The following is a 14,917-nucleotide window of genomic DNA, read 5'->3' as shown; positions in this document are numbered from 1 at the left end:
GCTAATAGCTGAATGCTTACGTAAAATTGATTATATAATTACTTATTAGCTAAACTCGAAGGCATATATGGTTAGTACAGTCACTAAACCAAGCAATATTCCCCCAGAAACTACCCTAGCAGAACAGCGAGTAGTTTTTCATAACATTAGTTGGTCAGCTTACGAGCAAATTTTAGCAGCATTAGGTGAAAGTCGTTCATCTCGACTAATTTATGATCAAGGTACTTTAGAAATTACGATGCCTTTAGAAGAACATGAAGCTGCTACCAGATTGATAGAACTATTTATCCGCATTTTGGTAGAGGAAATTGGGTTAAAAATTAAAACAATGGGTTCAACTACTTTAAATCGTCCTGATTTAGAAAGAAGTGCTGAACCTGATAACTGCTATTACATCCAGAATCAATCTAAAGTTGCTGGTAAAAAGGTTGATTTAAATGAAGATCCACCACCGGATTTAATTGTAGAAGTTGATATTACCCATACTGACATCAATAAACTCGATTTATACGCCAGCATGGGTGTACCGGAATTTTGGCGTTACAATGGTCAAATTTTGAAAATTTATCAACTTCAAAATCATCAATATATGGAAGTAGAAAATAGTCCTACATTTACTTGGAATCTCAAAGAAAATCTTTATCAATTTTTGCAAGATTGTCAAATTGATGAAGTTCAATCTAGCAAATCTTTCCGTGCTTGGGTACAACAGAAAGTAACTGATAATTGACAATTGATAATTGTTAACTGATTTACAGTGGATTTCATCTAAGTGAGGTACTCTTGTGGCGGTCTTTCCAACCTGCACTACAAGAGTTTTATTATTCATGTTTGTACCTCATATATCTTGCAATCTACTGTATTAATCAATTTTTAAATTAAAAGGTAAACGGGCATAAATTCCTTGGGGGTCATTCATTTGCTGCAAAATAGAAAGTTCCTGTTGCAATTTACTAAATTCAGCTAAAAGCGGGTTGGCTGGTTTCACTTCTGCTTTTTCAATTCCTAATTTTCCTTGAGCTTCTTGTAGTTTTTTCCCAAATAAACGTTCTTCTAACGTTGTTACTCGTGGATATTCTTGCACTTCCCAATTATTACCTAATTTTGCTTCTTTGGCAGCATATTCAATAGCAACATTCAAACCACCAATTTCATCCACTAAACCGATTTGCTTGGCTGCTGCACCTGACCAAACTCGACCTTGGGCAATTTCGGCTACCTTTTGTTGTGGTAGTTTTCGACCTTGGGCAACTTTATTAATAAACATATTATAAATACGGTTCACACTGCGTTGATAAAGTGCTAATTCTTGAGGCGATTTGGGACGAGCAACTGTTTGATTATCTGCAAATTGGGATGTTTTGACAGTATCCCAGGTAATACCGTTATTATTAGCTAATTTTTGTCCGTTGAATAATACGCCAAATACACCGATAGAACCTGTAATTGTGTTAGGTTCAGCAAAAATGCGGTTGGAATCACTGGCGATCCAATAACCACCCGAAGCAGCTACATCACCCATTGAAACGATTACGGGTTTAACTTGTCGAGTTAATTTGATTTCTCGCTGCATAATTTCCGCACCAGTGGCGCTACCACCAGGGCTGTTAATTCTTAAAACTACTGATTTAATATCTTGATCTTGGCGAATTGTGCGGAAAATTTTAGCAAAGCGATCGCCTCCTATTTCTCCTTCATTCCCTTGACCATCAACTATTTCTCCTTCAGCATAAACAACGGCTATTTTATTTTCTGAATTGCGTTCTACACCCATTGATTTACCAGGAACTGTCGCATAATCAGTAATATGAATTTGCCGGAAGCTTTTATCGTCTTGATCACTCTTAGTTAGTTGTTTCAAATCAGCAACTACTTGATCTAAATAAGCTATTTGGTCTACTAAACCGTTAGCTTTAGCTGCATTAGCCTCTAAAAGAGCTTGATTATTGGCGATCGCTTGCAATTTTGCTGGTTGAATTTTCCGGCTTGCACCTACAGAATTGCGCCACTCTCCCCAAACATCATCTAATAATTTCTGGGTTTGCTGGCGATTTTCGGGACTGAGTTGATCCAGTATAAAAGGTTCTACTGCTCCTTTAAATTTCCCCACCCGCACCACCTGAACACCAATCCCATATTTCTGCAATGCTCCGGTTAAAAACATTGGTTGTGAACTCAAGCCGTTGATTTCCATCATTCCTACGGGATTGAGTACGATATTATTAGCTACCGAACTCAAATAATATTCCCGTTCACTCCAGTCTGTACTATAGGCGACAATCTTTTTACCAGATGCACGGAATTTATCTAAAGCTTGACGAATTTCTTTCAGAGAAGCGTAACCGAGGGTACCAGGTGAACTTGACTTGGTAGCATCTATGTATATTCCCACAATGCGCGGATCACGTTGTGCTTTTTCCAAGGTTTCGATCAGTTTGCGGAGTGTAATTTGCTCTTCATCTGTGCCTGTGAGGGTTTTTTGTAGCAACTGACTGGAATCTGGTTGACCGTCGGTGATTTTCATGGACAGATCAAAAACCAGCATAGATTTATCTTTGACCACTGGTCCAGGATCTTTAGAAGTAGCAGCTACTACAATCAGAAACAATAAGCCTAAAGTACCGATACCCGAAAAAATAGTCAGTCCTAGCAGGCTACCAATTAAACTAGCAAAAGTTTGTTTAAGAAAGTTATTCATTAGTCATTAGTCATTAGTTATTAGTCATTAGTCATTAGTTATAAAACCAACGGCTAACGAAAAAAGTCTATGTTACTTTATTGTATACGTTGCAAACTGTCCGATTGCTTTAACTGACACAAAGTTCTGTTACCAGTACAGAATAACACGGTGGTAATTTCGGCAATTAATACCTCTGTCAACTCTTGCAGTGCTGTTTCTGATACATCTGCGGCTCTGAGAAAGGGCATAGCTAAACCAGCGATATCTGCACCGAGAGCGATCGCTTTGGCTACATCTAAACCATGACGTAACCCTCCAGAAGCAATTAAAGGTATGTGCGGAAATTGAGCGCGAATACTGGTAATACATTCTGCTGTTGGTATCCCCCAATCTGCAAAAGTCTGCCCCAAACGACGCTGCAAAGAAGTTTCTGCTCTTTCGCTTTCCACTAATGCCCAAGATGTACCACCAGCACCTGCCACATCAATAGCTTGTATTCCCACAGATATGAGTTTTTCTGCCATCTTCGCAGAAATACCGTTACCTACTTCCTTGGCAATTACAGGCACTGGTAATTTACTGCATAAATTAGCTATTTTGTCAAACAATCCCCGGAAATTAGTGTCACCTCTAGGTTGAATAAATTCTTGTAAGGGGTTAATGTGTAAAATTAAAGCATCAGCTTCTAAAATATCAATAATTCTGAGACTTTCATCAACACCACATTGATAATTAAGTTGCACTGCACCCAAATTAGCAAATAGCAGCACATCAGGGGCATAGTTGCGAATAGCAAAAGTATCAGCCACTTGGGGTTTTTCCAAAGCCACACGCTGAGAACCTACACCCATCGCTAGTTTATATTGTTGTGCCACTTCTGCCAAACGACGGTTAATAATTCCTGCGCGTTCTGTTCCTCCAGTCATGGAAGAAATTAACAAAGGTGCATTGAGATGCTTTCCTAAAAAAGTTGTGCTGATATCAATATCATGGCGATCGCATTCCGGTAAGCAACAATGGGTAAAACGATAACGTTCTAGTCCAGTGGTGACTTGTTGACATTGGACATCTTCTTCTAAACAGATGCGGATGTGATCGGCTTTGCGATTTTGGGTTTGTGTCGAGGTGCTGGTAGGAGGGTTCACAGGTAATGACTCCAAGCTTTTATCTTCATTATAAGAAAAAAGGCTGAAAACCCTTGAGGCTTCGCCGTGAGCGTCAGCCGAACGGATAAGTTTTGGAGCGTGGCGTAAAAACTTATCCGTCCTTTAGGCAAGGGATGAAAGCCATTTGAGGCGTTTACGCCTCAGTGATTTTAACTATTTTCTTTGTTGAGCAATATAGTGTTTAACTGTTTCTGTACAAATATTGCCAGCAGTGTTTTCATTGCAAACATCACAGATGATCTGCTGGAGTCTTTCGGCTATTACTCCGGTGAGAACTTTTTTGCGACGTTTAGGTATAAAAACGAAGTGGTAGTTAAGCTTAGAATATTTTGCTGTCAAGTTTAACAGTGAAGTTGTTGCTGTTACTCCACATTACACATCACAAAAATGCAGTAATTGTGGTGCAATTGTGAAAAAATCTCTTTCTACTCGCACTCATAAATGTAGTTGTGGTTTGTACCTTGATAGAGATGTAAATGCAGCAGTAAATATTCTAAATCTTGCTAAAAATAGGCAGTTGAGCGAAGTCGAAACTAGGGGAGGGCATCCCCAAAGTAACGCTACAGGAGTTGAAGCCTCTACTCTACTTGGTGCAAACCTGGTTGAGCAAGTTTTGACGATGAATGTAGAATCCCCGTGTCTTTAGACCGGGGAGTGTCAATTATTACTTTCCTAAAAACCGACTAGCTAATTTAATAGCATCAGCAATATCAACATCTCCATCACCATCAGCATCGAGGAATTGATTCAATAATGGATTACCGCCAGATTGCAAGAAATTGAGAACTAAAGGTACTAAAGTCGGTAATAATTGTTGAATTAATGAAGCATCTAAACCTGTGCGTTGGGCTGCAATTTGAGCTACTTGTTGTTGGATAGCGGGGGAAAATAAGGCATTAACAGCTTGAGAGTCGGCAGAAGTTCCCGCAAATTGATTAACATAACCTTGTACTGCTTCTGTTCCTTCGTTGGCTTGTTTTTCTTGCAAAGATGAATGCACTTGTTTTCCTACTACTGACAAAACAGATTGCATAGTTGAAGTATCTGTACCAGTGCTATTACTTATCTGCTGGATAGTGTTGGCAATACTTACCAATTGGCCTAAACCACCTTGTTGATTAGAATTAGCAACTGAGCCTAGAATTTGATCAAAAAGTCCCATGAGGTTTTTTCTCCATTAATTTGGTAGAGTGATAGCTTTTTATTGTTGAGGTATGGTTTTTGGGAACTGTAAGTGCGATTGCGCGTAGATGCAGAGCGGCTTCTGAAAGTAGCGCAGTGCCGATAGCGTAGCGTGGCGTAAGCCATAGGCAATCGCACCTCAACTCCCACAAACATTACTACACCAAGGTAGCAAACCTATCTGTAGCATTAATCAAAGCGTCACGTATTCCCGGCTCACTCATCGAATGTCCAGCATCAGGAATGACAATAAATTCTGCTTCCGGCCAAGCTTGATGTAACTCCCAAGCAGAAACCATTGGACAAACCACATCATAGCGGCCTTGGACAATCACAGCAGGAATGTGACGAATATGATCAACATTATCTAATAATTGATTTTCTGTGGCAAAAAATCCCCGATTAATAAAATAATGGCATTCAATCCGCGCAAAAGCTGTGGCAAATTCATCATCCCCAAAATGTTGAATCAGATTAGGGTCTAATAACAGTTTACTTGTACTTCCTTCCCAAATCGACCAAGCACGTGCCGCTTCCATTTGAATTTGTAAATCTGTACTTGTCAAGCGTTTGTAATAAGCTGCTATCATATCCCCTCGTTCAGCAATGGGAATGAGTTTGAGATATTCCTCCCAAGCATCAGGAAAAATATAACTAGCACCTTCTTGATAAAACCAGGATAATTCTTTTTGTCTGAGCATAAAAATGCCACGCAAAATTAATCCCGTACAACGAGAAGGATGGGTTTGACTATAAGCTAATGACAGCGTACTTCCCCAACTACCACCAAATACCACCCATTTTTCTATACCTAAATGTTCTCGTAATTTTTCAATATCGCTAACTAAATCCCAAGTGGTATTTTCTTGCAATTCTGCATGGGGTGTACTTTGACCACAACCACGCTGGTCAAACATAATTAAACGCCATTTTTCCGGGTGAAAATATTGTCGATAAAAAGGTTGACATCCACCTCCAGGCCCACCATGCAGTACAATCATCGGCTTTCCTTGGGGATTACCTGATTCTTCGTAATGAATATTATGCAATTCAGAAACCTGTAAATAACCTTCTCGGTATGGTGATATGAATGGGTATAGTTCTCTCATGTTGCAGCTGGCGATGAAAATAATACTGTTATTATTTATCCATATTTTCAGTAGCAAATCCAGAATTTTTGTTTATTAGAGAACAATTGTAAATCACCAATTACTAGCATCAACAGATAGGATAAATACTAATTTTTTAGTTTTTGGCATTTTGGCAGATTTTCTATTTGTTGCATTGCTATCCTGGATGCGCGAATGTCTTTGTGCGATAATTCCGACTTGCAGAATCCCTCGGTCTCAAACCGGGGGTCTTTTTTGATTCTACTTGTCTAAAAGCATTAATAAATCAGTAGTTTTTATGCACCTGCTACACATATAGCGGAAGGCAAGAGGCAAGAGGCAAAAGGCAAAAGTAAAAGCCTTTTTATCACTAGCTTTTAGCTTTTGAGAATGTCCTAACCGCCTTGTCTACAGCTATATTAGTTTTGTTAAGCAAAATAGAAAGACATACTACAAAACCGCTTGAGGTAGTTCCCAAGCGGCTTCGCTAGTGCATCCATATAGATGCCTTCTGTTTGGTATAAATCATTCTGTATATGTTGCTAATACCTCTTTTCCAGAGAAATTTAATCTACCCGGAAAATTTCTGAACATCCTACATTCGATGTATGGAATCTGACTAAAAACCTTCCCCTTTGATAGAGTGAATAGATTTTTAAGCAAGATAAATTTGAATCAAGACTAGTCCACATTCCAATGTCTTTGATTTTATCCTCCAGTGATTGACCTTCGCTGGAGGTGATTTTTTTTTAATCAAAGAGATTGACTCTAATTTGGTGTCTGGTTAAACCTGACGGCTGAATGCTTACCTTTGAGCATCGTCATCTGTCACCTGTTCCCTTTCACCTGCTCTATATACAAGTTTAGCGGATATAAAAAAGCGCCAGGGAAAGCGGATTAAAATCTGGCGCTAAAATTCCATCAATGTATGTGTTATAAACAAAGTGTAGATAACAGAAATCAGATTCTAGCTTTTTAGCTTTAAGCAATTTTTTATCTGTTCTATTATCAGAACCACCAAGATTTGCTGTTAGAAAAATCATGTTTTTGCTAACAGTTTCAGTGGAACACTAGTTTCTATTAGCATCATAATCTATTCAGAAAATGTTAATAATTAACTTATTAGTTCTTAATATACCAGGAATAAAGGTAGTTAGGACATCAACAGATGATAAAACCGTAAGTATTCAGCAATCAGCAGTCAGCCGTCAGCACTCTTGTGGAAAAAACAAAGATAAATGCCAGTCTGTAAATGTCTCTTGTGGAATTGGGCAAACTGTTGATTTGATGAAAAACCTATCTACTTATAGGTTCAAGCTGTAAAGCCCTGCGGGCATAGCTGCGCTTACCGCGTGGCGTAGCTACTTACTAATTAGGGCTTGCTGAATGCTTAAATAAAACCTAGACCCTAAAAGCCTTTGAACTGGAGTCACTCGATTTTGGATTGACGTTAGCGAAGCGTACGCAGCGCAGCGAGTATTTTGGATTTTGGATTGCAATCTCCGTCAGGAGATACCGCAGGGTAGGCACAGAGAGAAATCTACTTATCACCTATCACCTTTTCTTGATCATCAACGCTGATGAGTTGCAAAATTGTTTGGAACTGATAGTTGCGAACTAAACTTTTCAACCCAGCACTCAAGATAGCTTCTGTTTCAGGGATTTGTGCAATCAGTTCTAAGACTTCCTCTTCATCACAACACAATGTTGCTTGAAATAATTCACTCAGCCAATTTGAAGACATGACAAATAAATTTTCTGGTGTCAAAGTTATAGATTGCTCATTTTCAATGTTGCTAACTAGAGATTGTGAATGAAGATCATCAGCATAGATATATTGCAGATCCAGATATAATTCCATTTTGGCAAACAATTCTTGCTCCTGAAAGGGTTTGATCACATAATCGTTACAACCGGCATTCAGAGCTAGGATGCGATTACTATTGTTGGCTTGAGCGGTTAAAGCAATAATAATAGGTATGTGTCCACCGGGAAGAGAACGAATTTGTATTGTTGCTTCATAACCATCTATACCCGGCATCCGAATGTCCATCCAAATCAAATCAGGTTGCCACTCTTGCCATTGCTTGATTGCTTCTTCGCCATTTTTTGCTTCTCGTACTTCCAAATCTAACTGTGCCAGCATTCGTATGAGTAACTGTCGATTTTCTGGTTGGTCATCAACTACTAAGATGCGATAAGAGGGATGACCTGGAGCTAATCCCATCACTCGTCGTTTGCTCGAATTAGGGGTAACTGTTTCTGCTGTGGCTAACCGCACAGGAATATCTAAATAAAATATACTGCCTTGATTAATCTGACTGGTGACGCTGATATTTCCATTCATCAATTGTACAAACTTATGACTAATGGAGAGTCCCAAACCAATTTTTTCTGGTGTTATTCCTGACTGGGAAGAACTATGGGAATGTTGAGATTGCACAAAAGCATCAAAGATAGTATTTAATTCTTCAGTGGCAATCCCAATGCCAGTATCTGCGACTTCAAAATGTAGGATGAGGGGATTTTCATCATTGTTTGCTGTTTTGACATCTCTGATTTCTGCACATAGAGTCACACTACCTTGCTCTGTAAATTTGATGGCATTACTCAGAAGATTAATTAGCACTTGACGGAGTTTATTCACATCGCTGGTAATATACTCAGGAAGATTTGCCGCTATGTGAAAATGGAGTTGTAAGTTTTTACTATCGGCTCGCGGTCGGAACATTTCTTGTAGGGAATTTAAGAAAGCCATTAAGTCAAAACTCGTTTCATTTAACGCCATGTTTCCAGCTTCAATTCTGGATAAATCTAAAATTTCGTTGATTAAGTTCAACAGGTGGTTGCCACTGCGATGAATAATTTGCAGGTTTTCTTTTTGTTCATGATTGAGGAAAAGGTCACGCTGTAGAATTTGAGTGAAGCCAAGGATAATATTTAGGGGTGTTCGCAGTTCATGACTCATGTTAGCTAAGAAAATACTCTTAGCTTGGTTTGCGGCTTCTGCGGTTTCTTTGGCTTTTTGCAGTTCTATTTCTGCTTGTTTGTGGTCTGTGATATTGGTCGAATACCCAAGGATTTCTTTGGGTTTGGCTGCTTCATCCCTTAATTGCTGCACCATCTGATTCACAGAGTTTATGATGATCTCTAGTTCTCTAATCGGCTGATTTTGAGGAATTGACTCATTTAAATTGCCTGTGGCTATGATTGCTAGGGGTTGGCTGAGGTTGAGGATGGAAGCAGTAATCCAATTAGCAATCACCAGCCCAAGTGCGATCGCTAACAACACTGCTAAGATTGTTATATTAATAATATTTTGAATGCTGACTTTAATCTCATTCATAAAATCAAATTCAGGTAAAAATGTGACAATTAACCAATTCGCTCCATACTTATTTTTGTAGGGTTTCACTTGAGCAAAATAGGTTTGTTGCTTTTCGCTAAATCGCCAGGTTTCTAGTTGGTTGATCTGATGGAAATCAGGAAATTTTAATTTTAAAGAATGACTAGCAGCTTGAATCAGAGGATTTTCACTCTGGGTTGACAAAATTTGTCCTCTCTTGCCATCACTAGTTTGAATATCAGGTAATTCATCTGTAGAACTGGCTATTAAATAACCATTCTGTTCTATTAAAAATAAAATCCCCGAATTAGTAGTTGTTAACTTTTGCAAATAAGTATGTAGATTGCTCAATAAAATATATTTTTCTATATCTGTGAGATTATTAATATTGATACGATTTGGAATAGCAGTATTTATATTATTGCGTTTAATTTGATTTTGTACGCTCAGATAATACTCTAGGAAATCATAGACGCGATCATTAATCTGTACTATTAACTGTTTTGTAATGTTCTCCTGAGCATGATAGCTCTTCTGTAAAGACAGAGTGTTTGTCAATAATACAGTGACTATTAGTAGCATAATAAACGGTATAGTCAAAACTGTACGGAGAGAAAATGGCAAAAAGCGGCGGTAAAACATAAATGCGATCGCAGTTATAGGCTGATTTTTGAGAAAATTTCAATCAGGAGAAATTAATTTACAGCAAATTGCAAGTGAATGAGGTATAAAATTTAATCACGAAGCCATATCATCAAGCTATATGCAAAGGGACTTTTCAAACATTCTCTAAGAGTTAAGAGTTCATTATTTCCTGCTGTATATCTCTCATTTTAATGAAATGGTAAATTGTTTTGCATATTACATATAGCGATCCGATTTGATTTATGAATTTTTCGTAAAGGCAGGGAATAGAGTTTTAGAAAATTTGGATATACGGAGTTTTGTATGGCTACGCCACGCAAGCTATCAATAATCAAATAGGAGTCCTATAGCAATGAAACTATGATGCTAGGGGCATCCTGACTGCTGTATTGATGCACATTAAAACTTGATCGGCTTTATTTGTTCAAAGTTACTTAAATCTCAGCATATACAGAATAAGTATTACGTCCTTGAGCTTTTGCCTGATAAAGCGCCTGGTCTGCTGCGGCTATGATTTTTTCTTTTGTGATCTCGACGGTAGGAATAATACTAACAATGCCAATACTCAAAGTTACTTGATCACTTACTAATGAACCTGGATGAGAGATAGCTATTCTGGCTAATTTTTCTTGAATCTGTTTAGCAATATGAACTGCCCCATGTATATTTGTATTTGGTAGTAAAATAGCAAATTCTTCCCCACCATAACGAGCTACTAAATCAGCAGGACGGTTGCAACTTTTTACCATTGCTTTTGCTACCTGCTGCAAACATTCATCACCTGCTTGATGTCCATAGTAATCGTTGTATGACTTAAAATAATCTATATCACCAAGTAGCAATGCTAAAGGTAGTTTTTCTCTTTGCAATCGTAGCCATTCATTAGTTAGTGATTCATCAAAACACCTGCGATTGGCAATTTGTGTTAATCCATCTAGATGAGCTAATCGTAATAATTCCTTATTTGCTTCTTTCAAAGCTTCTTCTGTTTGTTTTCGTCCAATAAATCCACTCAATTCTAAAGCAACTGCATTTACTAACTCTAAAATTTCTGGACTATAGGATAAAGGCGAACGCTTGAAAAAACACATCACCACTAGTAACTTGCGTTCTATAATAATTGGTACTGCAAATGCAGTTTTCAACCCCGCATCTTGTAACAAATCCACCCGTAACAATACATCTGACCCCACCTGAGATACATCTTCAATCCACTCCTGTTGCTGCGTTGCCCAGACTCGTCCTAGTAATCTAAATCCATAGGCAAAAGTGTACTCTAAACTGCGTTGATGAAACTTCCTTAACTCCTGATCTGAAGCTTGATAGTAAGCTTGACCTAATTGTAATTCTGTCTGCTCTGAATTAGCAATCCAAGCCTCTCCATAGTCCCAATTAATCATCTGACAAACTTCACATAAGACCGCCTCTAGCGCATGATGTAAACTGGGTGCTTGACTGACTAAGTTAATTGTTGTTAGTAATAATTGTAGTTTGGACTCAGCCTGTTTGCGTTCCTCAATTTCCTTGGTTAATGCCTGATTATGTTTATACAATTCTTGGCTTTGTCTGACAATAGTCAATTGATGCTGAACTCTGATCAATACATCTTCTATCTGAAAAGGTTTAGTAATGTAGTCAGCACCACCCATTTGAAATCCTTTTACTTTATCAGCAGCAGTATCTAAAGCACTTAAAAAGATGACAGGAATATCACGAGTTTTATCGTTTTGTTTGAGAATTGAGCAAACCGTGTAACCATCAATTTGTGGCATTTTGATATCCAACAAAATTAGATCAGGTGCTTCAGCTTTAATAGTATCTAAGGCGACTTCTCCACTAATTGCTTTCCTAACTTTGTACCCCTCTTTGCTAAGAATTGCAGACAATGTACGCAAGTTGTCTGGATGATCATCAACTACCAGTAAATTAGCTCTGTACTCTGATGCGGTTTTCACTAACAAAGTTGAGGTGGATTTTTTGTAACTGGAATGGATTTTATCCTGAATTTGGTAGGACATTTCTTCAGCAAGCTATGGAAGTTTAACAGCGATGACTATTCACTGTTTGAATCTGGATTCACTGGTAATGAATCTAGCCTGATAGTTTCACTAATAACCCCTGAGAAATGATATTTGACTTGATATCAAGTTGTTAATAAGATCATTGCCACGTAGTGATATTTTATTATCCACATTACATGAGGCATAATTCATAATTAACTTATAATATAGTCTAAACTTGATAGCAATTCAGTAGGTAGACGCAATTAGGATTTGGTGTATAAGTTATTCGGGAAGGTAGGGAACCGGGAACTATAAAAAATAAAATTACCATGCTTTCTCCAGAAAGACATGGTATTTTAGAAGCAGCGATAACTTAAATATTGAGTTGATATTTGACAAACTGGTTCTATTTCAGAGACGCTCTTAATTCTCTCAGCACCCTACCAGCTTCCTGGAAGTTTTCGTCTTTTGAAAGTTGCTCAAGAGTTGCCAAACTGCTTTCTCGAACAATCTGGTTGTAAGCATTAATAGCAGCATTTAACTGATTGATATCAACATTGGCTGCATTGATATTGACATTTAATGTGGGATCTACTTGAGCGATCGCAGAAGTAGTTTTTAGAACTTTCAGGCTTGCTACCAAATCTCCTGCTGTTACTTGAGCATTAGGAAGACCTGGTGTTGTTGCTGTCCGTGAGAAACAAAGACCGTATAAAAGCCTTACAAGTTCCTGAACTATTTCTGGGGAAGCACCTAAATTCACAAAATTGGTTCGGACTTGAGCAGCTGCATTGTCTGCACCATCTTTACCCAACACAAGAATAATAATCAAATTGGTCTTACCACTGCGGCTGATAATTTCAGCGGCCGATCTATTGACTCTATCCTGAATTATTTGTGGGACTTGCAGAGTCCCATCTGAACCAGATCCAGCCTCTGGACCGGGAGCAAAACTATCACCAGAAATACTCGATGAATCTGAACTAGTTCCTTGTACAACGGCTTGTCCGGCATTAGCTCGTTGTGGTAAAACCACTAGAGAGCTTAATAAAATCAATACCAGACTCAGACTTAGGTTTAATTTTTGCTTACTCATGCCTTTGCCTTAAATTTCAGCAGTGAAAAAACGCAGATATTTAGAACTGAAAACTATATCCTGCACTCAGCGTAAAGCCAACACCGTTATCCAAATTGTCAGTTACATCAGTGAAAATGGTGTTAATAACTAAAGGAGTTCTCTTTAAAGGAGCAAAAGAAGCACCTAAGTTGAGACTGCTACCAGTCCAACTGCTAACGAGAGATGCTTCGGGTGCGAGTCTTAAACCGACGCTACCAAAAACATTAGCAGCATTCTCATTGGCTTGACGCGCACCTTTGGAAGCAAAACTGCCACTGCCAATACCTACAGAAACTGTAACGGGATTGAATTTTTTGGTAACTACTCCATAGAGAGTTTCTTTAGCTCTGTTTGCTTCTCCCCATTTAATTGGGTTAGCCCAACCGACAGCGATCGCAGTTCCATCTGGTAAGTATCTGTGGAGTTTCAAACCAACGGTTCCGCTATCACCAAAGTCACCAAAATTATCTTCTTGACCACCAACGCTGATGATATTGACAGCAACTTCTAAACCCGCAGATTTAACTGCATCTCCCAAACCAAAACCAACTGTCAAAGAACCATCCACATCCCCTTCATCTAAAGGAAAATATGCTCCACCTCCAATGAAGGCTTGACCCCAACTTGCACCATAAGCAGTAGGTGTACCTGCACTAGACGCTGGCGCTCCTGTTGCTACTGGTCTGCCTACTGGCACGATGGGTTCAATCAAAAGCTCTTGGCGCAATTTATTTGCTTCCCCAAAAGTATCTCCTACTGTTCCAGAAGAATCTGTTTGAGCTATTAGCTGCGGTTGTTTCTTCTGAGCAATTGGTTCACTGTTTTGGGCATCAGGAAAGGAAGATGCTTGGTCAGGTTGGCTAGAGTCAGATTGGCTATAACTCAGTTCACTACTTTGATTTTCAGTAACAATTTTTTCATTAGCAGATGCGGTTTTGTGCAAAGCAGCTGTAGCGACAAAAAGAAAGCTTAATAGACTTGCTCCTAAGAACCGCACCCAATTAGGGCTTATTTTAGTTAAAAATTTTGTATTCGTCAAAGTCTTGTCTCCTCAAACACAATAATCTTCTCATTGATAAGGTTAAAAAATTATACCAAACTTATCAAGGTAACAAATAAAAATCATCCTCTAGATAGATTTTGAGAGTTTAGGAAACTAAATGTAAAGCTAAAGATACACTACATTAGGGATTGCATATCATTTACATGACGTTTAATGACTGGACTTAATCTGCCAGTTACACTAGTTTTTATACGGGTTTCTTAAATATTAAGTAAGTATAAAAATTCGTATGTGAATCTATTTTTGAATAGATACAGACATCCGATTTGATACAGGAGATTGCTGGTGTAGACGTTAAATTCTTCAGGAAACCTATTTGCTTACCAGATTTATAAAATTTCTCAATCTAGCGTATACTCAAATAAATTGTAATTTACTGAATACACAGATAGCTATTTTGGCAAAATTCTCTTAAAAATTCCAAATTTTACCTGTTTCTTAACTAAAACTTAGGGACATGAGAATTTTATATTTTAGGCTTTAGATTGAAAAATTTAAAATTTAAAGTTGTCAATTCAAGACTCACTGACAGCCTATGAAAAGAGAAAGTTCCTAAACTTCATCTTTTTTTACAAAGTAGATTTATTATTATCTACTAATTTATTC

10 protein-coding genes and 2 pseudogenes are annotated in these 14,917 nt (G+C 38.1%); 2 read left to right on the top strand and 10 right to left on the bottom strand.

Translation table 11 applies throughout. From position 1 onward, the window contains the following. Positions 1–67: 67 nt before the first annotated feature. Positions 68–730, top strand: coding sequence for a Uma2 family endonuclease (locus A0J48_RS06885; protein ID WP_200321564.1), 663 nt, complete (start codon positions 68–70; stop codon positions 728–730). Between the two features lie 132 nt (positions 731–862). Here the strand turns inward: A0J48_RS06885 and sppA are convergent, their stop codons facing one another. From sppA to A0J48_RS26815, 3 genes and pseudogenes are all read right to left on the bottom strand, one after another. Next, entirely contained in the window at positions 863–2,698 is a 1,836-nt protein-coding gene (sppA, locus tag A0J48_RS06880; RefSeq protein WP_200321562.1) for a signal peptide peptidase SppA, read from the bottom strand. A gap of 77 nt (positions 2,699–2,775) precedes the next feature. Beyond that, positions 2,776–3,825, bottom strand: a complete 1,050-nt coding sequence (gene fni / locus A0J48_RS06875) for a type 2 isopentenyl-diphosphate Delta-isomerase (RefSeq protein WP_200321561.1) — start codon at positions 3,823–3,825, stop codon at positions 2,776–2,778. A gap of 257 nt (positions 3,826–4,082) precedes the next feature. Beyond that, positions 4,083–4,194 (bottom strand): annotated as a pseudogene (locus A0J48_RS26815) (transposase); the annotation flags it as partial. A 31-nt stretch (positions 4,195–4,225) separates the two neighbouring features. Here A0J48_RS26815 and A0J48_RS06865 point away from each other — a divergent pair. Then, a pseudogene (locus A0J48_RS06865) lies at positions 4,226–4,492 on the top strand (zinc ribbon domain-containing protein); the annotation flags it as partial. An 18-nt stretch (positions 4,493–4,510) separates the two neighbouring features. Here A0J48_RS06865 and A0J48_RS06860 read toward each other — a convergent pair. From A0J48_RS06860 to A0J48_RS06830, 7 genes are all read right to left on the bottom strand, one after another. Further along, complete coding sequence (locus tag A0J48_RS06860; protein WP_200321559.1) at positions 4,511–5,008, bottom strand: DUF937 domain-containing protein; 498 nt, start codon at positions 5,006–5,008, stop codon at positions 4,511–4,513. 178 nt (positions 5,009–5,186) lie between these two features. Next, entirely contained in the window at positions 5,187–6,137 is a 951-nt protein-coding gene (gene pip, locus A0J48_RS06855; protein WP_200321557.1) for a prolyl aminopeptidase, read from the bottom strand. Between the two features lie 863 nt (positions 6,138–7,000). After that, a complete protein-coding gene (locus A0J48_RS06850; RefSeq protein ID WP_200321555.1) occupies positions 7,001–7,180 on the bottom strand; it encodes a hypothetical protein in 180 nt (59 codons plus the stop codon). A gap of 497 nt (positions 7,181–7,677) precedes the next feature. After that, positions 7,678–10,125, bottom strand: coding sequence for a response regulator (locus A0J48_RS06845; RefSeq protein WP_200321553.1), 2,448 nt, complete (start codon positions 10,123–10,125; stop codon positions 7,678–7,680). Positions 10,126–10,562: 437 nt separating this feature from the next. After that, a complete protein-coding gene (locus A0J48_RS06840) occupies positions 10,563–12,083 on the bottom strand; it encodes a diguanylate cyclase domain-containing protein (RefSeq protein ID WP_325078590.1) in 1,521 nt (506 codons plus the stop codon). 454 nt (positions 12,084–12,537) lie between these two features. Further along, a complete protein-coding gene (locus A0J48_RS06835) occupies positions 12,538–13,227 on the bottom strand; it encodes a hypothetical protein (protein ID WP_200321549.1) in 690 nt (229 codons plus the stop codon). Positions 13,228–13,267: 40 nt separating this feature from the next. After that, complete coding sequence (locus A0J48_RS06830) at positions 13,268–14,287, bottom strand: hypothetical protein (RefSeq protein ID WP_200321547.1); 1,020 nt, start codon at positions 14,285–14,287, stop codon at positions 13,268–13,270. Between the last annotated feature and the right edge of the window lie 630 nt (positions 14,288–14,917).

The sequence above is a fragment of the Sphaerospermopsis aphanizomenoides BCCUSP55 genome, from assembly GCF_001586785.1.
In the GTDB taxonomy this organism is placed as follows: Bacteria; Cyanobacteriota; Cyanobacteriia; order Cyanobacteriales; family Nostocaceae; genus Sphaerospermopsis_A; species Sphaerospermopsis_A aphanizomenoides_A.
The sequence above is the reverse complement of the archived record's forward strand: the minus strand, read 5'-3'. Positions and strand labels throughout refer to the sequence as shown.

Excerpts from the sequence above, each read along its gene's own strand:
- A0J48_RS06885 (WP_200321564.1), top strand. The coding sequence starts at position 68 with ATGGTTAGTACAGTCACTAAACCAAGCAATATTCCCCCAGAAACTACC.
- pip (WP_200321557.1), bottom strand. The coding sequence starts at position 6,137 with ATGAGAGAACTATACCCATTCATATCACCATACCGAGAAGGTTATTTA.
- sppA (WP_200321562.1), bottom strand. The coding sequence starts at position 2,698 with ATGAATAACTTTCTTAAACAAACTTTTGCTAGTTTAATTGGTAGCCTG.
- A0J48_RS06845 (WP_200321553.1), bottom strand. The coding sequence starts at position 10,125 with ATGTTTTACCGCCGCTTTTTGCCATTTTCTCTCCGTACAGTTTTGACT.
- A0J48_RS06850 (WP_200321555.1), bottom strand. The coding sequence starts at position 7,180 with ATGATTTTTCTAACAGCAAATCTTGGTGGTTCTGATAATAGAACAGAT.
- A0J48_RS06835 (WP_200321549.1), bottom strand. The coding sequence starts at position 13,227 with ATGAGTAAGCAAAAATTAAACCTAAGTCTGAGTCTGGTATTGATTTTA.
- A0J48_RS06860 (WP_200321559.1), bottom strand. The coding sequence starts at position 5,008 with ATGGGACTTTTTGATCAAATTCTAGGCTCAGTTGCTAATTCTAATCAA.